General features: G+C 64.5%; 17 protein-coding genes. 2 read left to right on the top strand and 15 right to left on the bottom strand.

The genetic code is table 11. From position 1 onward, the window contains the following. Window positions 1–5: 5 nt before the first annotated feature. The 12 genes from JZ00_RS12160 to JZ00_RS12105 form a co-directional block, all read right to left on the bottom strand. On the bottom strand, window positions 6–1,502 hold the full coding sequence (locus tag JZ00_RS12160) for an efflux transporter outer membrane subunit (protein ID WP_052742310.1): 1,497 nt from the start codon (window positions 1,500–1,502) through the stop codon (window positions 6–8). Then, window positions 1,495–4,803 (bottom strand): efflux RND transporter permease subunit, encoded by a 3,309-nt coding sequence (locus JZ00_RS12155; protein WP_039589794.1) that lies wholly within the window; start codon window positions 4,801–4,803, stop codon window positions 1,495–1,497. Before JZ00_RS12155 ends, JZ00_RS12160 begins: the two co-directional genes overlap by 8 nt. Then, window positions 4,800–5,843 carry an efflux RND transporter periplasmic adaptor subunit gene (locus JZ00_RS12150; protein WP_046509667.1) on the bottom strand — a complete coding sequence of 348 codons (1,044 nt, stop codon included), beginning with the start codon at window positions 5,841–5,843 and terminating at the stop codon, window positions 4,800–4,802. The genes JZ00_RS12155 and JZ00_RS12150 overlap by 4 nt, the downstream gene beginning before the upstream one ends. Before the next feature lie 302 nt (window positions 5,844–6,145). Further along, a complete protein-coding gene (locus JZ00_RS12145) occupies window positions 6,146–8,125 on the bottom strand; it encodes a relaxase/mobilization nuclease and DUF3363 domain-containing protein (RefSeq protein ID WP_023110655.1) in 1,980 nt (659 codons plus the stop codon). Window positions 8,126–8,561: 436 nt separating this feature from the next. Continuing rightward, on the bottom strand, window positions 8,562–9,128 hold the full coding sequence (locus JZ00_RS12140; RefSeq protein ID WP_439332011.1) for a S26 family signal peptidase: 567 nt from the start codon (window positions 9,126–9,128) through the stop codon (window positions 8,562–8,564). Between the two features lie 5 nt (window positions 9,129–9,133). Then, entirely contained in the window at window positions 9,134–9,667 is a 534-nt protein-coding gene (locus JZ00_RS12135) for a DUF2840 domain-containing protein (RefSeq protein ID WP_039388927.1), read from the bottom strand. Continuing rightward, window positions 9,664–9,948: a hypothetical protein gene (locus JZ00_RS12130; protein WP_039391707.1), complete on the bottom strand. Its 285-nt coding sequence runs from the start codon at window positions 9,946–9,948 to the stop codon at window positions 9,664–9,666. Before JZ00_RS12130 ends, JZ00_RS12135 begins: the two co-directional genes overlap by 4 nt. Then, window positions 9,945–10,583: a ParA family partition ATPase gene (gene parA, locus JZ00_RS12125; RefSeq protein WP_039589798.1), complete on the bottom strand. Its 639-nt coding sequence runs from the start codon at window positions 10,581–10,583 to the stop codon at window positions 9,945–9,947. Before parA ends, JZ00_RS12130 begins: the two co-directional genes overlap by 4 nt. 253 nt (window positions 10,584–10,836) lie before the next feature. Further along, window positions 10,837–11,694 (bottom strand): replication initiator protein A, encoded by an 858-nt coding sequence (locus JZ00_RS12120; protein WP_039388929.1) that lies wholly within the window; start codon window positions 11,692–11,694, stop codon window positions 10,837–10,839. Between the two features lie 26 nt (window positions 11,695–11,720). After that, entirely contained in the window at window positions 11,721–12,002 is a 282-nt protein-coding gene (locus JZ00_RS12115) for a helix-turn-helix transcriptional regulator (RefSeq protein ID WP_039391709.1), read from the bottom strand. A gap of 83 nt (window positions 12,003–12,085) precedes the next feature. After that, on the bottom strand, window positions 12,086–12,865 hold the full coding sequence (locus JZ00_RS12110; protein ID WP_039388930.1) for a DUF2285 domain-containing protein: 780 nt from the start codon (window positions 12,863–12,865) through the stop codon (window positions 12,086–12,088). Between the two features lie 343 nt (window positions 12,866–13,208). Next, on the bottom strand, window positions 13,209–13,556 hold the full coding sequence (locus tag JZ00_RS12105; RefSeq protein WP_039388932.1) for a DUF2958 domain-containing protein: 348 nt from the start codon (window positions 13,554–13,556) through the stop codon (window positions 13,209–13,211). A gap of 215 nt (window positions 13,557–13,771) precedes the next feature. Here JZ00_RS12105 and JZ00_RS12100 point away from each other — a divergent pair, with 215 nt between their 5' ends. Beyond that, window positions 13,772–14,065, top strand: a complete 294-nt coding sequence (locus JZ00_RS12100; protein WP_011516230.1) for a helix-turn-helix domain-containing protein — start codon at window positions 13,772–13,774, stop codon at window positions 14,063–14,065. A 132-nt stretch (window positions 14,066–14,197) separates the two neighbouring features. On the opposite strand, the gene JZ00_RS12095 is transcribed toward JZ00_RS12100, so the two are convergent. Then, complete coding sequence (locus JZ00_RS12095; protein WP_039589800.1) at window positions 14,198–15,256, bottom strand: DUF3800 domain-containing protein; 1,059 nt, start codon at window positions 15,254–15,256, stop codon at window positions 14,198–14,200. Between the two features lie 39 nt (window positions 15,257–15,295). Here JZ00_RS12095 and JZ00_RS12090 point away from each other — a divergent pair, with 39 nt between their 5' ends. Continuing rightward, window positions 15,296–16,288 carry an IS5 family transposase gene (locus tag JZ00_RS12090; RefSeq protein ID WP_039589802.1) on the top strand — a complete coding sequence of 331 codons (993 nt, stop codon included), beginning with the start codon at window positions 15,296–15,298 and terminating at the stop codon, window positions 16,286–16,288. Between the two features lie 710 nt (window positions 16,289–16,998). On the opposite strand, the gene JZ00_RS12085 is transcribed toward JZ00_RS12090, so the two are convergent. Further along, window positions 16,999–17,313: a DUF736 domain-containing protein gene (locus JZ00_RS12085; RefSeq protein ID WP_039391711.1), complete on the bottom strand. Its 315-nt coding sequence runs from the start codon at window positions 17,311–17,313 to the stop codon at window positions 16,999–17,001. Between the two features lie 846 nt (window positions 17,314–18,159). After that, window positions 18,160–18,861 (bottom strand): TIR domain-containing protein, encoded by a 702-nt coding sequence (locus tag JZ00_RS31230; protein ID WP_223148854.1) that lies wholly within the window; start codon window positions 18,859–18,861, stop codon window positions 18,160–18,162. Window positions 18,862–18,865 lie beyond the last annotated feature (4 nt).

Genomic DNA, 18,865 nt, shown 5'->3' with positions numbered 1-18,865 from the left:
TTTCCTCATCTTTTCGGGGGCTGGTTCGTGTCACCGCCCAGCGCCGCGTACAGCCCGATTTGGCTTGACAATGCCGCCCTGCGTACCTGCACCAGTTGCTGCTCGACGGCAAGCAGGTCGCGCTCGGCGTCCAGTACCTCCAGGTGCGCCGCCGAGCCGGCATCGAACAGCATCCGCGCCAGTTTCAAACGCTCGCTCTGCTCGGCGTGGGCCTGGCGCGCCACGACGAGCTGCTCGGTGAGCTTCTGCCTTGCGGCCAGGGCGTCGGAGACGTCGCGAAACGCTGCCTGGATCGCGCGTTCGTATTCGGCAATGGCGATGTCACGCCGCACGACGCTAGCGTCGAGATTGGCCTGTCGCATGCCAGCATCGAAGATCGGTAATTCGATCGTCGGCTGGAACAACCATACCCGGGTGCCCGACGAAAACAGGTCGCTCAGGCTGGTACTGACCGAGCCGGCACCGCCGGTCAGTGCGATGCGCGGGAAGAACGCGGCGCGCGCCGCACCGATGTTGGCCTGGCGCGCCCGCAGCGCATGCTCGGCGGCCAGGATGTCCGGGCGGTTGACCAGCAGGTCCGATGGCAGCCCGGGCCTCAGTTCGGGCATGACCAGGGCTTCATCCATCGGGGCCGATGGCGGCGGCAATTGGGGGTCGCTGCCGAGCAGTAGCGCCAGGGCATTGCGTTGCTGTTCGCGCGCAAGCTCCAGTTGCACCTGCAGGGCTTTGCCCTGGCTCAGCAGGGTGCGCACCTGGGTCAGCTCAAGCCGCGAGCCGTGGCCCAGCTCCAAGCGTTTCTGGAAGATTTGCTCCAGCGCTTGCTGGTTTTCCACCGTGCGCCTTGCCAGCGAAATGCGCTCGTCGAGTTCGCGCAGGCCCAGGTAGGCATCGGCGACCTGGGCGACCAGTGCCAATTCCACGGCACGGTGGCCCTGCTCGGTGGCCAGCCATTGCTCTAATGCGGCGGTCTTCATGCTGCGTACGCGGCCCCACAGGTCCAACTCCCAACTGCTGATGCCCACGGAGGCTACGTTGACCTCCAGGACCGAGCGGCCCGCCAGCGGCTGTAGCCCATCGGGCAGGCCGGTGCGGATTTGCTGCGCCCCCACGCCGACTATTGGCGCCTGCTGCGCACGCTGGATGCGGAAGGCGGCGCGCGCCTCCTCGGTGCGCAGCACCGCCACGCGCAGATCGCGGTTGTTTTCCAGCGCGATCTCGATCAGCGCCTGCAAGGCCGGGTCGGTGAAGTACTCGCGCCACGCCAGGTCAGCCGCGGCCGCAACGCCCGGCGTGTCGGGCTGCGTCCGCCAGTTCGATGCGACGGGGAGCGCGATGGGATCGAGCGCGGGTGCCAGCGAGGCACAACCGCTCAGCATCGCCAGCACCGCCACCGCCACCGCCAGCGTGCCGACGAGCCGATGGCGGGCCGATGGGCCGGTCTCATGGCCTGCGCGGGCCTGGCGACGGCGAGGGGACGATGTACCGCTGTCATTCTCATGCATGGTCTGCTCCTGTGGCCGCCGGGGTTGCATGGCGCTTCGCATGCAGCTCGTAGAGCAGCGGTACGACGAACACGGTCAGCGCAGTCGAGACCAGCGTGCCGAAGATCAGCGAGACGGCCAGGCCCCCGAAGACCGGGTCGGTCACCATGACGGCCGAGCCGAAGATGATCGCCAGCATCGTCAGCAGGATGGGCCGCAGACGCACCGCGCCGGCCTGGCGCACGGCCTCCCTCAGCGGCATGCCGTGGCGGATGTTGTCCTGAATGAAGTCGATGATCAGCAGCGAGTTGCGGATCACCACCCCCGTCAGCGCGATGATGCCGACCATGGATGTCGCGGAGAAATCCATGCCGACCAGCCAGTGCCCCGGAAAGATGCCGATGATGCCGAGCGGCACGGCCGACATGGCCACCAGCGGAACGATGAACGAGCGGTAGTAGGCGACCAGCGCGAAATAGATGATGAGCAGGGCGCCGCTGAGGGAGAGGGAGAGATCCCGGTACACGTCCAGCGTCATGCGCATCTCGCCGCCCCACAGCAACTGATAGCCGTCGATGGTGTCGGGCACGTCCTCCTTGAAGCGCAGGTTGCCGGTGCGCAGCGGACGTCCGTCCGGCGCGGTGATGCCATGCAGGCGCCGCTGCAGGTCGAGCACGGCGTACAGCGGCACCGAGTCCGACAGTTCCGCACCGACGAAGGAGACCTTCTCGTTGTCGCGGTGCAGGATGGGACGATCGACCGATGCGGGAACCACTTTGACCAACTCCACCAGCGGCACGGGCTGGCCGGCTGCGTTGTCCACGAATACCCGGTCGAGCCGGCCGGGATCGACCTCAAAGCGGCGCGGCACGAAGGCCCTGACTGGCACCGGCAGTTTCTCGTCCGGCAGGTGGGCGCGGCCGAGGGTGGTGCCGCCGTAGACCAGCGCCAGCGCCTCGGCAATCTGCGCAGTCGAGACGCCGGAGAGCGCGGCCTTGTCCTTGTCCGGCACGATGCGGTGCTCCCGCACATCTTCTGGTTCGGTGTCGGTGATGTCGACGGTGTCGTAGGTTTGTGCGAAGGCCCCGCGTACCTGGGCCGACAGCGCGCGCAGACCCTCGGCGTCGGGGCCGTAGATTTCCGCCAAAACGGTCGAGCGCAGCGGCGGACCCGGCGGCTGCTCCACCAGCGCCACCTCGGCACCGGGCCAGGCTATGCGAATGGCCTCCACCTGGGGACGCAGTTTGCGCACGATGTCGATGGAGCTTTCCTTGCGGTGACGCTTGTCGATGAGGTTGACGCGGATTTCCGCGACGTGGTTGCCAGCACGCGCGGAGGTGCCCTTGAACAGACCGTTGAAGTCGGCTACACCAGCCTGGCCGACCCAAGTCTGGTAGTTGAGCACGTGCGGCTCCTGTGCCAGCACCGTGGCGACCTGGCGCACCAAGCGATCGGTGTCTTCCACCGGCGTGGTTTCCGGCATCGAAACCACCACGTTGAAAGTGTTCTGGTCATCCTTGGGCAGAAAGCCGATCGGCACGCCCAACGCGGACACAGCCCCGCCCACGCCCGCCGGACGGACGAACTGCCAGGCGCCTTGCATCAGCGAGACCGTCATCAGCAACAGCACCGCCAGACCGAAGCCGATGCGCACGTTTCTGTGCTGCTGCAGGGGGCCGAACAGGCGCAGGTAGAGGCGTTCGATCCGCCCCGGTGCGCCATGACCATGGGACTGTTGCCCGTGCGCTGATGCTTCCTGCTGGATGTCGTGGCGATGAAGCCAGCGATTGGATGCCCACGGCACGACGATGTAGGCCACCACGATGGAAGCGGCCATGGCGACCGGCACAGTGACCGCGACCGGGAAAAAATACTGGCGCGGCATGCCGGTCAGGGCCAGTAGCAGGGTGATGAAGACCAGCATCACCGCGAAGGTGGCCAAGTTGGTGGCGTTGCCGATCTCGTTGGTCGCCAGCACGGTTTCCGCCTCCTTGTCCGCCTTCGGTTTGCGGCTGGCGTAGTGGCGGTGGATGTTTTCGATGACCACGATGGCGGCATCCACCAGCAGCCCCAGCGCCAGGATCAGCGCGAACAGCGTGACGCGGTTGATGGTGACGCCGCCCAGCAGGTTGGCCGCCAGCGTGATGCCCATGATCAACGGCACCGTGATCATCACGATCAACGCCTCGCGCCAGCCCAGGAAGAGGATCAGCACCAGGCCCACGGTGACCAGGGCGATCGCCAAGTGTTCCAGCAGCAGGTTGACCGCGTCGTCGGCTTTCTGGCCGTCGTTGCGCGTCACCACGACCTGAATGTCCTGGGGCACGAAGGTGGCCTGCATGCGCTGCATGCGGTCGATCACTGCATTGGCGACCACCACGGCATTGGTGCCCTTCTTTTTGGCCACAGCGATGGTGACGGCGGGCAGGTCTGTGGCATCGGCCGTGCCAAAGCGTGGATCGCCGGGACCGAAGGAGAGGCGGCTGGCCGTGGCCGGCTCCGGCGGCGGGCCGTCGGTGACGGTGGCCACGTCGCGCACGTAAACCGGCCGCTTATCGCGCACGGCGATGAGCTGGTTACGCACATCCTCGGCTGAGGTATAGGCCGCATCCAGCTTGATGGCTTGTACCTGACCGTCACGTACGGTGGGCTGTAGTGGCAACGTCAGATTGCTGGTTGGGAAGGCCGCTCGGGCTTGGCCGAGGGTCACGCCGTAAGCCTGTAGGCGATCGGGGTCCAGTTCGATGGTGATTTCGCGATGCTGCCCGCCGCGCAAGGAAACCACCGAGACGTTTTCGGTACTGCGCAGGCGCTCGGCCATGCGTTCGGCCATGCGGTTGAGCGCGTAGTCATCGTATTTCGACGAAGCCAGCGTGAAGGTGACGATCGGCACGTCGTCCGCGTCGACGCTTTGCACCAATGGCGTCGTGGCATCGGCAGGCAGCCAGGCACGGCTGGCCATCACGCGGTCATAGAGCTTGACCAGCGACTGCTCCTTGGATTCACCGACCTTGAATTGCACCTGAACGATTCCCTGTGAGTTGCGGGAAGTGCTCTCGATGTGATCAACGCCGGGCAGTTCGCTCAGGATGCCTTCGAGCGGAGTAACCACCAGCGATTCGACCTCCGCGGCCGAGGCACCGGGCAGGCCGACCACCACGGCGGCGGCGGGCACGATGATCTGCGGGTTCTCCTCGCGCGGGGTCTGCAGCACCGCCACGACACCCATCAATGCCACGGCGATGATGAAAACCAGCGTGAGCTTGGAGGTGATGAAGTGCTTCGCGAGAAAACCCGCGAAGTTCAGGCGCCTCGACGTCATCGCGCGCCCCCGGCGGCCTGGATCGGCATGCCGTCATGGACGGTGTCGGCGACGCTGGCGAGGATGGTTTCTCCGTCCGACAGGCCGGCGGCCACCTCCACCACATCGCCCAGGCGCTGGCCGGTGCGCAGCCATCGAAAACGCGCCACGCCGTCCTGGAGCACGAACACGCCGTCCAAGCCACCGCGTCGCACAAGGGCCGCACGCGGCACCGTGACGGCCTGTTTCTCGTCCAGCAGGATTTCGAGGCGGCCGAACATTCCCGGTAGCAGGCGCGCGTCCCGCGGCAGCACGATGTCCACCTCATAGCGACGGGTCACGCCATCGCCCGATGGCACCACGCCCCGAACCCGTCCCTTGAAGCGCTCATCGCCCAGCGCGTCGATGCGCACGGGAATCGAGTCGCCGGACTTGATTGCCGCCAGGCTGCGCTCGGGCACGAACGCTTTGAACAGCAAGACCTCGCGCGACTCCACCGTCATCAGCGGCGCGCCGGGAGTTGCCATTTCGCCGCTGCGCCGGGCCACTGAGACGACTACGCCGTCCACCGGACTGGTGATGGCCACGTAGTTGCGCTGCGCCTGTGCCGCCGCCAACGCCGACTGCGCTTGTTCCAGCGTCGCGCGGGTGGTTTCCTCCCGCACCCTGGACTTGCGCAGCGCATCGGCCGAGATCGCGCCGGCCGGCGCCAGTTGCACGTTTTGATTCACGTCGTGCCGCGCATCCCGCCAAGCCTCTTGGGCGGCCTGCACACCGGCGCGTGCCTGCGCAATGGCCGCGTCGATGTCAGAGGCGTCGATGCGCAACAGCAGGTCGCCGCGCCTGACCGCTTGACCCTCCCGAACATCGAGCTGGCGAATGAATCCGGTCACGCGCGAAGCCACGTCGATGCGTCCATCAGAGACTACGCTGCCAGTCACATCGTTGGTAACAGGTAATCGTGCCTGCCGTACCACAGCGACTTCTGCAGCCACCGGCGTGGCCACGGATCTAGACGAGATTGAGCCATCAGTGCAGGCAGCGAGCAGAAGTACACACATGGACAGCACGGCCACCGTGCACGCCTGCACGCTCCTGCCCGTGCTCAAAGTGCCAGTCTCCCGGACCGACGGCACGGGTCTATGGAGGTCGAGCGCATAGGTAGTCAAGCGATTCATGAGTGTCTCGAAGGTCTTGGTTATGTCAGATTCTAATAGAGTTCGTACGATCGAACTATATTTTATCGAATAATTTGGTCAAGTGCGGAACGAGCGGATGACCTCCGTGCTCGCTCGATGTTTTCTTGATCGGAAGGTGTGCAAGCCCTCCGTATCGTGTTGCTAGCTGCGTTTTGTTTACCGCCTCAACTGATAGCAGGCCCGCGTGCGCGCCCAATCTCCCAAGACACCCCGCCACCGCGCACTGTGGCCGCGAGCTGCTGGCCCAGCCGCTGTTCGATCACTGGCTTCCACGGCACCAAGCTGAACCCCATGCCGTCATCGAGCATCGCGTAGCGCCCGCTGGCGAGCATGATGCTGCGCCGGTAGATACCGGCCACGCGCTGGCCGTCGGCCACCGGACGGTGCTCCAAGCCGGATTCGGCGGCAATGTCCTTGGCGGCCTGCGCCAGTTCCCGATTGCGCAACGTGCCCAGCAGGTTCCGGGCGAGGATCACGCGCTGCCCGCGCCGCTCGGCCAGCCCTTGTTCGGTCAGGAAGTCGGCGCGCTGCTGCATGGCCTGCTTGGCCTCGCCGCCAAAGCCCAGGTCGCCCAGGCCCGAGCCGCCAATCAACTGCTGGTCGAGCCAAGTAGCCCCGATCACGCGGGCCTGCCGCTCGATGGGCAGGTGCGATTTCAGTTCCACGGCCACGCCGCCCAGGCGCTGCGCGTCGTAGCGGCGGCCCTGCTCGGGCAGGTCGCCCGGCACCTTCCATAGCCCTTCGGCCACGCGCTCCACGATGCCGGCCCGGCGCAGGGCTTCCAGTCGGCGGACGTGGGCCGCGACGACTTCCTGCGGATCGCGGCCGGGCACAGCCTGACCCCGCGCCACGGCAAGGTGATGGTCGGTGCGGTACAGGCCACCGCTCGCCAGCGCGGCGATGTTGCGGTCGGCTGCCCGCACGTCGGCAGATCCCTTCACCTCCACCACGGCGCCGGCCGGGTAGTTCGCCAACTCGTCGCGGGCGTTGAGCGCGACGTAGTGGGCCTTGCCGTCCACGCCGTCGATGACCAGATAGCCCCGGTCGCGCAGCTCGTCGGCCAGCCCCTTCGCGGCCACCCGGCCGAGAATGGTTCGGCCATCGTCCCCAGGCTCGAACACCGCCAGCTCGCGCGGCTCGCCGCGCATGGCCCGCTGCATGGTGCGGATGATGTCGCCACGCTCGCCCAGGGCGCGCAGGGTCTCTTCCGCGTCGGCATAGACGGCCCAGGTGCCGGGCTGTATTTCGTCGGCCAGGCCCAGGCGCTGCAAGCGTTGCAGGCGGCCGATTAGCAGCAGGCGCTGGCGTTGCAGCCGCGGTTCGTTGAAGCGTTCGATCTGCACTCGGCCGTCCTCGCCGACCTCGCGTTGCAGGGTGCGATCCAGGCTCGTCCACCGCTCCTGCTCCACCTCGCGCTGCAAGGTCTGCTGGATCTCCAGTTCGGTGCGCGGCCCCAGCCATTCGGTCGCCAGTTCGGCGGCGCGATGGCGAAAGCCTTGCGCGATGTAGTCGCCCGAGATGATGAGGTCTTTGCCAGTGTCGTCACGCCCGCGCACGATCAGGTGAGTGTGCGGGTTGTCGGTGTTCCAGTGATCTACCGCCGCCCAATCCAGCCGCGTGCCCAGGTCGGCTTCCATGCGATTCATCAGGTGCCGGGTGTAGGTGCGCAGGTCGTCCAGCTCGGCGCCGTCCTCCGGGGAAACGATGAAGCGGAAATGGTGCCGGTCGTCGGCGGCCCGCTCCTTGAAGGCGTCGAGGTCGGCTTCGTCGGTTTGCGGCCCGTAGGCTCGGCCCGGCTCGCCATCGCGGCCCGCGCCATCGCGCTCGATGTAGCGCAGGTGCTTGGCGAGCGATTGCGGGCTGGCATTGCGCTGATTGACCAGCAGCGTCTTGATGGTTACACGCCGCGACAAGGGCGTGAGCTTCGCGCCCGCGAAGCGCGCCGCCGTATGGCCGCGCCCCAAGCGCGAACCGGGGCGCTGGCCGGCGCGTGCGCCGCTGCCACCGGCTGCGGAATTGCGCATAGAGGACTTGCCGCCGCTGGCCTTGCCCGCCTGCTTGAGCACCTTGGAAACGAAGCCCTGGCCCCGGTTCTTCGGGGCACTGGGGCGCACGCGGAAATCGTCGTCGCGGCGGTCGCTCATGGCAGTCTCCAAGGAAAGCTATGGCGTGCCACGGCGTGCGAAGCACGCGGGCCGCCCTGTCTTGGCGCGGACTTCGCGCCACAAGCGGCACGGCGGCGAAGCCGCTGTGTGCCGCGCCACCCCCACGTGCAGACTGGCTTTCGACGCGGCCCTGTGCCGCGTCCTTTTGTCTTGCCTTCCGCCTTTGCCCCTCGCTGGCGCTCCGGGCAGCGGCGGCCCGGCGGCGCTGCTGCGTGAGCAGCCAGCGCGCCGGCGAACGCGGCGACGGCCATAGGCCGGGCGCGTTCGAGGCAAGACGCCTGCACATGGGAAGGCAGCGCGAAGTGCAGCGCGGATGCGCTGGCATTGCACGCGCGACGACATGCAGAAAGCCACTGGATCGGCACGCCCGATGGCACGATGAGATGCACGGCAACGTGCAGCGAATTGGCCGCCATCATGGGCGGGCCTCCAGCCAGACCGGACGCGCAACGCCGATCACGGCGGACGCGCGCACGGGCCCGAAATACCGGCTGTCGAATGACGCCGGGTTGGTGACGCTGAGCAGGAACAGCTCGCCGGGCCGCAGGCGGCGGCACTGCTGCCAGGATGGCAGCGGCCGGCCCCAGCGGTCGGCGGACAACACAGCGGCCGAAGGCACACCGTCGATGCGAACGCTGCCGCCAGTAATGCACACCTCCTGCGGTGCTATCGCGCCCACGCGCTTGAGCAGTGGAACGCGCGTCGGCAGGTAGCCGCGCTGCGCGGCCAGCGCGGCAGCGTCAGGCGGCAGCGTGGTCAGGACGATGCTGCCCACGGCCAATGGACGTGGCAGCGCGCCGGTGCGCAGGTCAAGCGGATCGACGCGATACCAGCCGACCGCCACGCTGTCGGACGGGTTGTAGGTCAGACGCGGCAACGGATGCACAAAGGACGCCCAGGCCAGCGCAGCGAGGCCGCAGGCGGACAGGCCCGCCAGCACGAGGCGAGCGCGCAGGCGTGAGCGAGGCCGCGTTGCCATCATCGTGGTCATGGCAATGCCCTCCCGGCCAGCCAGGCGGCGTGCCGCTCGGCGGTGTATTCGGGCAGCGGCAGGCGCGCAGCGAGCCGATTGCCCAGCGTGCGCCAGTACGCGGGCGAGACGGCAACGGGCGCGATGCCCAGCGCCTCGATGGCGTCGATGCGTTCCAGCACGGCGCGCACCTGGTTGTCGCCCTCGGCGTGCAGCAGCAGGCGCGCGCCTGGCTGCACGCCGGGGATGCGCTGCGCCGCATCCAGCGGCGTGCAAGCCTGCATCACCATGAGCTGCCAACGCACAGTGCCGTAGTCGTTGGCCTGCCAGTGGATGCGGCACAACATGGCGCCCGGCTGGAACACCGCGCAGCGCCGCCAGCGGTCGAGCTGGTGTGTGCGCGCAGGCTCGCCGAAGCGCAGGTAGAGCTTGAAGCGCGGTTCGATGTAGGCCAGTGCCACGCGCGTCAGCGGCGCGCTGGCAGGCTGGCCGGAAGGTGCTGCGAGCGCAGCCGTGGCCGCGCTAGCGGCAGGCGAAGCGGATGCAGTCATGGTGCGTTCTCCCTACGTTGCTCTGGAAACTCCCGTTCCAGCAGGCCGCGCAGCAGGTCGGCCACGGTCACGCCTTGCGTGAAGGCCGACACCTTGATGCGCGCCCGCATCGCGGACGTGATGTCGAGAGTCAGGCGGGCGGTGTAGAGGTCGCCCTTGCCCAGCGCATCCGCGTCGCCCTGGCGAATCCACGCCTCGGCATGCGGATTCGCGGGCGGACGCGCGCCGATGCCGACGCGCTTGGCCGTGCGCTTGCTGTTCGGTGATGGCTTCTCTGTCATGACGGCCACCGCAGCAGTTCGTCTACCAGCGCAGTGATTTCACGCGCGGCCGCGCTGTCCGGCGCCGTCTCGCGTGTAAGCCGGCCAGCGGCCACGCTGTCGGCGAACACGATGCGTTGATGCACTTCCGAGCGCAGCGCAGGAAGCGGCTGGTCTGCGAGCGCCTGGCGTGCTTCGCGTCCGATCACGGTGGTGCTGACGCGCCGGTTGATGACGAAGGCCGCGCGCAGCGCAGGCCGGAACACCTGCGCCTCGCGGATCAGCGCCACCATCTCGGCGCTGGCCCACAGGTCGTAAGGGCTGGGCTGCACCGGGATCAGCACGCGCTCGGCCGCCAGCAGCGCGGAGCGCGCCAAGGCGGCGATGCGCGGCGGCCCGTCGATGACGACGTGATCGGCCCGCCTGGCGAGTTCTGGCGCCTCTTGGTGCAGCGTTTCGCGTGCGAGGCCCACGGCGCCGAACAGCCGTGGCAAGCCTTGCTGGCTTCTGCGCTGCGTCCAGTCCAGCGATGAACCCTGCGGGTCGGCGTCCAGTAGCACGACGTGCTGGCCGCGCATCGCCAGTTCGCCGGCGATGTGCGTGGCGAGCGTGGTCTTGCCCACGCCGCCTTTCTGGTTGAGCAGAGCGACGATCATGGCCTGGCCCTCCGCGTTGGAAAGCCCGGCTGTTGCCGCTGCGTTTGCGGCCGCGTGGTGGTTGTCCACCGCAGCGGCGTTTCCCTACTAAAAGTTAGAGAAATTAAGTTAGGGAAGTTAGAGGGCGAGGAAACCCAGCGCTGGCGCGGGTTTGCGGCCGATCTGCACGCCTGATAGCACGATAGTCCCACGCCTGATAGCACGATACCCCGCACGCCTGATAGCACGACACCATCCACAGGCTTTTCCGAAGTTATCCCCGTGCCGTATGCGGCACGGGCCGGAAGGTCAGCAGCTCCATGCCGTTGTCCGGCATTCGCTCGATGCCCAGGACGTAGCCGGGCAGCGACTGCCGCGCGACCAGCGCGCGCAGGTCGCAGGCGAAGTCGTAGGGCTTGGCGGTACTGCCCGATTTCTGGTGCAGGTAGCGAAAGTCGAACTGCCAGCCGTATTCCTGCTTGCCGCCGTGCTTGCGCACCAGCCGGTACAGCCAGCGCTCGATGCCGCCCGTGAGCCGGAAATACGCCGGGTCGATGGTCAGCACCAGGGCGGCGTCGAGCACGCCGGCATAGAACCAGTCCGGCAGGATCAGCTCGATGCCCAGCGGCGTGCCGCTGGCATCGGCCAGTTCCTTCCATTCGTTGATCCACGAAAACCGATGCAAGCGTCGTCCGCTCGTCTCGCGGATGGACGTGGCCACCGTGGTTGATTGCAAGCGATCCAGCGCGGCTTTGAGGCGCTGGTAGTCGCGCAGCGACTTGCCGCGCCCGATGAAGCGCAGGATCTCGTAGGGCGTGGCGCGCATCAGCCGTGAGGGCCGCAGGCCCGCGTCCTTCGCCTCCACGATCTGCGAGGCCGCCCATATCAGCACGTCCGAATCCCAGATCGTGGCGATGCCGTGTTCCTGCGTGCCCTCCACGCGGATCGTCACGTTGCCTGCACGGAAGTCGATGGGCTTGACCCGCTTGGACTTGCCGAGCGAGAAGAACGGATAGGCCATCAAGTCCTGGCTGTCGCGCGGCGCCATGTCGCCCGGCAAGGCGCGGAACAGGTCGAGCTGTTCGCGTTCTTGCAACGGCCGCTGCCGCATGGGCAGCGCAGTGCTGGACATGGCGATGGCCTGCCGCGCGCCGCCGATCAGCGCGCACGACTGTCGGCCGAGTGGTGCTCGGCGTATTCGGGATCGGAGGTCGTCTCGAAGCTGCGGTCGGCCGCCCAGGCATCGAGGTCGGCCACGGCGTACATGACGCGCCGGCCGAACTTGCGAAACTTGGGGCCGCCGCCGATCACGCGCTGCTTCTCCAGCGTGCGCGGCGACAGGCGCAGGTAGTCGGCGGCTTCGTCGTTGGTGAGATAGCGCTGCGGCTGCGCAGCGGGAGTCGAGACAGTAGCGGCAGGCCGCAAGGGAGCAGGACGCATGGTGAACACCTCCATAGCTTTCAAAGCTCCGGCCACACAGCGCAACCGGATGGAGGCAGTCTCAGAAAACGCGGCCCGCGTGCTCAGGGTCGTTTTGCGTCGCCTTCAAAACGACCCTTCTCAAGCGGTGAAAGCTGTGCTAAGCGGCGATAGCCGCCGCGCATCAACGCATCGCCGCGCCGCACCAGGCGGCGCACCTTGGAGCGCAGGCCGCCGTCGCTGTACCAATCGGCCACGGCGTCGGCACCGAACAGCCCTTCGCCGACCTCGCGCAAGGATGCGCCCGCCAGGGTCGCGTCGAGCGCCTGCAAGGTATGCAGCTCCAGCAGTGCAGCGGGTGGTGGCCTGGGCATGGCATGGGCCAGGGCGGCATCCAGCACGGGCACATGACCACAGGCAGGCGCGGCAGCGCCGCCGCGATGGGCATGTGCGACCGCCATGCCGTCTTCAAGGCTTGGAGCGAGCGCGAAGCGCGCGCAATGGCCGGGGCTGCGCGCGATCAGCGTCAGTCCCTTGCCGTCGTGCAGCAGTTGCTTGTGTCCGGGTATGCGCCAGAACGCGAAGACGGCCGCATCCGGCGGTGGATCGGCATCGGGATGGAGCTGCACCACGGCCGTATGGCCGGGCAGCCAGGCCGGATGCGCGTCGCGCGCATCCAGCGCCGGGTCTTCCAGCAGGCGCAAGCCCCAGCGATGCGCCGCCTGCTGTGCGGCCTGTGGCCGGCGATGGTGGCGCAGCCAGTCAAGCCGGTAGTCGGGATGCCTGCGCAGGTACTCCCAGGCCAGCGCCAGCGCATCCAGCCACAGGATGTAGAGGTAGGCGGCAGTGGGATACCAGTGCGCAACATGATGAGGCTGGATCATGGCGAAAGCTCCTGTCGAACCGCAGGAACGCCGCCACGGGCAGATCAAAACGGAGCTACCGCATCCAGATCAAAACCATCATTTGCATCAATTCAAAGCTGTAACATGCGGTGTCAAGACCGATTGGCTCCGGTGTATTGCGAATCCCGTCCGAATGCGACGGCCGCCTGACCTCAAAACGTCGCGCGGCATAAAACACCGTGCCCGAACCCGCATCAGAGATCGTGACTGATTCGGTCATGCCAGCACGGTTTTGGTGCAAGAGTGCGAATTCAGACCGGACAGGTCTGGAGTAAGACGGAAATAGTCTCAATACGCCTCGCTTGTCCGCAGGGCGAATCGCTCAATCGAGGACGGAACCGTTCTCCTGGGCCAGCCGCAGATATTCCGACAGCGGGCGTGCCGCCTGGAAATACCGATCACGCATCACGGGCTGCTTGCGCGGCCCGACGATGGACTCCAGATCGGACAGCTTCACGGTGCCCAGCTCAGGCATACCGATCCCCAGGTCGATCAGGCCGAAGGCCGTATCGGCATCAACGGGATCGAGCGCGGTCAGCAGCCAGATGGCGTGCGCGTCGGGGGTGAACAGCCGCACGACGGGTAACGGGTCGATGGCCTCGCCACCGGCACGGGCCCGGCCGTGGGCCAGCAACTGCCTGCGCTCGTCCTCGGTGATGAGTCGGTTCATGGGCGGCCCCTTCTTGGAACAAATCCGCCGAAACGTGAAAGCGTAAAGCCATCTCGGCGGATTTGGAGATATGCACGGATGCGGCTTTGCGCTTTTGTGGGAAGCCGCAAAAGCGGATTTCCGTAAAAACGTAGAACCACAAAAAAGGATCGAATCGTATGAATGAGTTAAAGATAACGTGGTTTTAATTGTGCTGCGAATTGACGCTTCTGTCTATGCAGAAGCGCACCGTCCAGCGCGGCCGACCGGCCGGCTCCACCACCCATGACGCCGAGTTGGCTCACGCCTTCGGCGCAGCGGTGCGTGCGCTGCGGATGGAGCGCGGCATCGCGCAGGAATCGCTGGCGCACCAGGCCGGGATCGAGCGTTCCCACATGGGCAAGATCGAGCGCGGCGAGCACATGCCCACGCTGGCGATCATCTTCAAGATCGCCGGCGCGCTCGAATGCAGCACGGCGGTGCTGATGAGCGAGGCTGAAAGCCAGCTCGCAGCAGCGGCCCAGCCGTAGGCGACGGCCCAGCCGATCCGGCGCCGCCGGTTCGGGGAGTTCAGGGGCGCCAAGCCACGCGCGGCGGGGATAGCCCGCAGGGCTTTCCCTGGAGGCAAGCGAAGCGCGCCGCGTCGCAGTCGCAGAGGGAGGTCAGTACCCAGCCACCCCAAATAGCTGGTGTGCCATTTTATGAGGGCCTACTACGTTGATTCCTATCCCCCTATCTCTATCGCTGTGATGCAAAAGTAGATCGACCGCCTCGTCAAGAACCTGTGTATCACCTTCTTCTTGCAAATGTGCTTGGTACCAGCGCATTGATAGACCCGCCACTATATCGGAGAGTTGAATTCCTGTGCTTTCTGGTGATGCCTTAAAAAACAAATCAGCCATTTGCTGAAAGTTATAGTCTGAATAAGGCAATTTGAATTGTGCGGGGTCTACCTTAGCGTTCTCAGCCTGGAATTTGGCTTCGGCGATGATTTCATCGAAGTGGGCTTGCTCATCATGGAAAATTCGACATCCCTCCAAACTCCCAGACAAGTAAAGATTCATTCTGGCATAAATGTTGGTGAAAGATGAGAAATTCGGAAGCAGCCAAATCTCTTGGTCGCGCTTGCCGATGTCCGGGAGAGGCAAGAACCGTCTATGGGCTTTGTCTCCCTCTTTCTCAATCATGATGCGGAAGTCATCTTTGCTTTCTTCCACCTGCGAGGCGATGCCCTGCGCAACTTCATGGGAATGTTGGCTTACACAATCTTTGAGAAGATCGAAGTAGGTGCCAATCTTTTCATTTGATGGATTGTTCATGCATTGAACGAACTCATAAACCACATCGCTGGGAACTCGGTAATAAATGTAATCGGCAAAGATGTTTTTCATCCAAACGGTATCTTGTGATTCTGGAGTATTGAAATACGGAGGCCAGATGAAGCCGTTGGTAATGCTTACAGCCAGTTGGTACTTTTTGTCTACAATCTCAATGAAGAATGGGAAGTCGCTCTTCACCAAGAGATTGATGGCATCAAGAGCGAAGTCAGGCTTGCGCCTCAGAATTTTGCTGAGTTTAAGTTCGTTGGCCTGAATTTTGTGCTTCTGCCTTAAGGCGGCAAGCTCTGCTACAAGGCTGCTCTCATTAGAAATTCCCACTGCTGCCAAACTGAAAACAGCTTGCCCACCGAAATCAAGCGCTGCGCTAGGGATGGTCTGCAAAACCTCCGCATGCAGCCCTGAATGTGAGACAGTGACAGCATGAAGCAGATGAGCCTGAGCACCACTGGATTTGAACGCAAGACCAAGAGAACGCGCAAGCGCGAGTTCCTCGACGAGATGAATCTGGTCGTGCCTTGGGCTGAGCTTGTGGGCTTGATTGCGCCACACGCGCCGGCGCGTGGTGCCAAAGGTGGGCGTCCACCGTTTGCTGTGGAAACGATGCTGCGCATTCACTTTTTGCAGCAGTGGTTCAACTTGTCTGACCCGGCCATGGAAGAGGCCTTGTACGACACGCCGATGTTCCGGGAGTTTGCCCGGTTGGACATGGGAGAGGACCATCTTCCCGACGAAAGCACCATCTTGCGTTTTCGCCACTTGCTCGAAGCTCATGATCTGAGCTTGCAAATCTTGGCGACCGTCAACGCCACCCTCACCGCCAAGGGTTTGCTGCTCAAGCAAGGCACGGTCGTGGATGCAACGTTGATTGCCGCGCCGAGTTCGACCAAGAACAGCACAGGCACGCGCGACCCTGAGATGCACCAGACCAAAAAGGGCAACCAGTGGCACCACGGCATGAAGGCGCACATCGGTTCGGACGCCGACTTGGGGCTGGTGCACAGCGTGACCACCACGGCGGCCAATGCACACGACATCACCCAGGCGCACGCGTTGTTGCACGGGCAAGAAACCGACGTCTTTGCCGATTCGGGCTACCGTGGTGTTGAAAAGCGCGAAGAAATTCAGGCCAAGCACCCGGATGTGAAATGGCACATCGCCATGATGCCTGGCAAGCGAAAGGCCATGGACAAGAGCACGCCCATGGGCGCCATCCTGGAGCAGTTGGAAAAGACCAAAGCCAGCATCCGCGCCAAGGTGGAACACCCGTTTCGCGTCATCAAGAGGCAGTTCGGCTACGTCAAGGTCAAGTACCGGGGGCTGGCCAAAAACACGGCCAATCTGATGACGCTGTTTGCGCTGTCCAACCTGTGGATGGTGCGCAAACGACTCTTGAATATGGGCGCGCAGGGATGAGTGCGCCCAAAAACGGCCAAGGGGCCGCGACTGGCGCTCAATTCGCCCCGAATCTGCCCTTTGAACGCAAAAAAGTGTCGTCATCTGCAATAACAGCCGCAAGCCGCCGCGTCAGCGGTGGTTGTGCAGACCTTCCCTAGTTCGCGCAAGATCCCCGGTATTGCCACTCTCGTCTATGTAGAAATCCATATCTCCCCCATCACAACGGAAAATTACAAATGAATGCCAATAGACTTGCGCAGCTTACGTGCTGCGAGAAGTCTAATGGAGACGTAGAAAGAGCCAAACCTCCGAGGGAAGCCAAAGGAGGTAAATAAGTTCCACATGATGCCTGAGGGGGCCGATTTCTTTGGCCTGCCCAATCGCTTCTGGTCAACGCCACCGGTTCGGGGCATTCAGGGGCGTCGAGCTACGCCCGGCGGGGATAGCGTTCCGGGCTTTCCCCCAGAGGGCAAGCGAAGCGCGCAGTGCTGCAGGCGCGAAGGCGTGAGGGATTGGAGCCGGATGGCCGTGACGGCGAAGTCGGCACGGGGCGCAGCCCGCAAAGCCCGGCGGTGCGACGCACCGACACGCCCGGCCGTTCTTGCAGCCTCAGTCCCAACGCATACGGAAGCGACTCGATACGGCGCAGCCCAGGCGATGGTGCTGCCTCCATACAGTGCCGCGAAAGCAGCACTGCGCCCCGCCGCGTGGGCGGGGCGCGGCGGCGGTCACGCCGCCTGGAGCTTGCTGCGCGACCAGATCAGGTCGTGCGTGCCGTTTTCGCCTTCGATCAGGCGGGCATAGACCGTGGCCGGGAACGAAGGATCGTCGAGGGTCACGGAGATGTATTCCCGCCCGGCCTCGCTGATCTTCTTCCACGCCGCGCCGATGTCGTGGCCGGCCGCCTGCAGGCGGAAGTCCGGGGCCTTCTCGTTGTCCCCCTTATCGTTGGGCATCAGCTTGACCTTGACGTTGAGCGTCAGGGTGCGAAGCGTGCCGGTGAAGCCGTCTTTGTCTGCGGTGAAGGTGCCGATGTTGGCCATGATGATTTCTCCTATCGGTGGAACAAGGTTCGCGCCCATCGCGTCCTTGTTGTGATCCGGCCGGCGGGGGACGGGCTGGCTGCACCGCTGGCGGCCGCAACGTAGTGGAGGGCCGGGAGGCGAAAAGAATTTGTCCCGCGAGGAATGCGCCGAACGCAGTGACAAAGCAGGGGAAATTGTTTTCGCCGGACGGTTGCAGCCATGAAGCCCGAGGCGCAGCCGTGCCACCGCCAGGATTCACAACAACACAAGGACGCCTTGGGCCGAACCACCCCCCATCCGAAAGGAGACAGGGCCGACTCGGTATCCCCGCCCGAAGGCTGCACCGGCTCGCCCCTGACGCGGGCCAGGTCAACCACCCGACGACAGGCGAGAACGCACCCGCCGCACCGTGCGGCGCCGGTCTATAGGCGTGCTGTGGAAGCGCCATAGCGATGCCGGGCGGGTTGTCTGTGAACCGTCCTTCGTGACGTGATGGGCAGGAACCGCCAGCGTTGAGGACGGCACGTATCCGCACAACCTGCCGCAGCAAGCTCCAGCGCGTTCGCCAGCGGCCCGGCCATCCGGCGCAGCCGGTTCGGCGGCATCGAGGGGCGCCAAGCTGCGCGCGGCGGGGATAGCCCGCAGGGCTTCCCCTGGAGGCAAGCGCAGCGCCACAGGCGCGGAGGCGTAAGGGATTGGAGCCGAATGGCCGTGACGGCAAAGGCGGCACGGGGCGCAGTCTGAAAGCACGGCGGCGCTTTGCGCCGTCACGCTCAAAAGTCTAAATGCACAACGAGGAGTTCATTCGGGGAAATGGCAGGTAATATTTACCCCCATTTTTGAATGGATTTCATTTGCCGATAACTACAGATTCGCCAATGAAATGGGATAACCCTGGGCCGCCATTTCCTTTGCCAGAAGCGGCCCTGCATCTTTTTGCAGATTGTCCTTGAACGGGATATAGAGCAACCCTTGGATGTCGGATGGGCGCTCCATATTGTCTTGTTGCTTCATGAGAATGGCAACGTTCTTGCGGCCGAGCAGCGTGAGCATCATGCCCAATTCCATCACAACGTTTTGGCGCGCACGGAACGCCTTTTCGTCTTCGTGACCAGCACGGTAGCCCTCGTCATCAGGCGTGGCCAGCACCACAGCAAAATTTACCTCTGCCGTGTACTTTTCCAATTTCTCGATGATGGTCTGCCCTTCCGAAGGAAGTTGATCCAAGATCAACGGCTCAAGCCTCCAGCGGCGCAGCATCGCTTCAAGCTCGGTTCGAGCAGCATTATCGTGTCCATAAACCACGAACACCTTGCTGAGCATTGGCTTAGCAGCGGCACCATTCTGTGGAGCTGCTGCCGCAGCCTGCGCAGGTTGTACGCCAAGGCAAGCCTTTACTGCCTCTTGGTTTTTGCCCTGAACATTGAAATTACCGGTGTGGTAGCTATTGACGATTGCACCATTTTGCAAACGAAGCTGTGTGCCAGTGCCGTTCGCAAGTGCTGTCTCATTCGCAATCTGAAGATTACCGGCCTGTAGGCAAGCTTTAATTTCGTCGAGAGTCATCGCC

The sequence above is a fragment of the Pseudomonas frederiksbergensis genome (assembly GCF_000802155.2).
Lineage (GTDB): Bacteria > Pseudomonadota > Gammaproteobacteria > Pseudomonadales > Pseudomonadaceae > Aquipseudomonas > Aquipseudomonas frederiksbergensis_A.
This window is presented reverse-complemented; position numbering and strand designations above follow the sequence as displayed.

What these genes read in the sequence shown, in the direction of transcription:
- parA (WP_039589798.1), bottom strand. Translation starts at nt 10,583, where the DNA reads ATGATCGTCGCTCTGCTCAACCAGAAAGGCGGCGTGGGCAAGACCACG.
- JZ00_RS12110 (WP_039388930.1), bottom strand. Translation starts at nt 12,865, where the DNA reads ATGATCCAGCCTCATCATGTTGCGCACTGGTATCCCACTGCCGCCTAC.
- JZ00_RS12100 (WP_011516230.1), top strand. Translation starts at nt 13,772, where the DNA reads ATGCAGAAGCGCACCGTCCAGCGCGGCCGACCGGCCGGCTCCACCACC.
- JZ00_RS12085 (WP_039391711.1), bottom strand. Translation starts at nt 17,313, where the DNA reads ATGGCCAACATCGGCACCTTCACCGCAGACAAAGACGGCTTCACCGGC.
- JZ00_RS12135 (WP_039388927.1), bottom strand. Translation starts at nt 9,667, where the DNA reads ATGACTGCATCCGCTTCGCCTGCCGCTAGCGCGGCCACGGCTGCGCTC.
- JZ00_RS12160 (WP_052742310.1), bottom strand. Translation starts at nt 1,502, where the DNA reads ATGCATGAGAATGACAGCGGTACATCGTCCCCTCGCCGTCGCCAGGCC.
- JZ00_RS12115 (WP_039391709.1), bottom strand. Translation starts at nt 12,002, where the DNA reads ATGCGTCCTGCTCCCTTGCGGCCTGCCGCTACTGTCTCGACTCCCGCT.
- JZ00_RS12140 (WP_439332011.1), bottom strand. Translation starts at nt 9,128, where the DNA reads ATGATGGCAACGCGGCCTCGCTCACGCCTGCGCGCTCGCCTCGTGCTG.
- JZ00_RS12145 (WP_023110655.1), bottom strand. Translation starts at nt 8,125, where the DNA reads ATGAGCGACCGCCGCGACGACGATTTCCGCGTGCGCCCCAGTGCCCCG.
- JZ00_RS12090 (WP_039589802.1), top strand. Translation starts at nt 15,296, where the DNA reads ATGAAGCAGATGAGCCTGAGCACCACTGGATTTGAACGCAAGACCAAG.
- JZ00_RS12150 (WP_046509667.1), bottom strand. Translation starts at nt 5,843, where the DNA reads ATGTGTGTACTTCTGCTCGCTGCCTGCACTGATGGCTCAATCTCGTCT.
- JZ00_RS31230 (WP_223148854.1), bottom strand. Translation starts at nt 18,861, where the DNA reads ATGACTCTCGACGAAATTAAAGCTTGCCTACAGGCCGGTAATCTTCAG.
- JZ00_RS12155 (WP_039589794.1), bottom strand. Translation starts at nt 4,803, where the DNA reads ATGACGTCGAGGCGCCTGAACTTCGCGGGTTTTCTCGCGAAGCACTTC.
- JZ00_RS12105 (WP_039388932.1), bottom strand. Translation starts at nt 13,556, where the DNA reads ATGAACCGACTCATCACCGAGGACGAGCGCAGGCAGTTGCTGGCCCAC.
- JZ00_RS12130 (WP_039391707.1), bottom strand. Translation starts at nt 9,948, where the DNA reads ATGACAGAGAAGCCATCACCGAACAGCAAGCGCACGGCCAAGCGCGTC.
- JZ00_RS12120 (WP_039388929.1), bottom strand. Translation starts at nt 11,694, where the DNA reads ATGTCCAGCACTGCGCTGCCCATGCGGCAGCGGCCGTTGCAAGAACGC.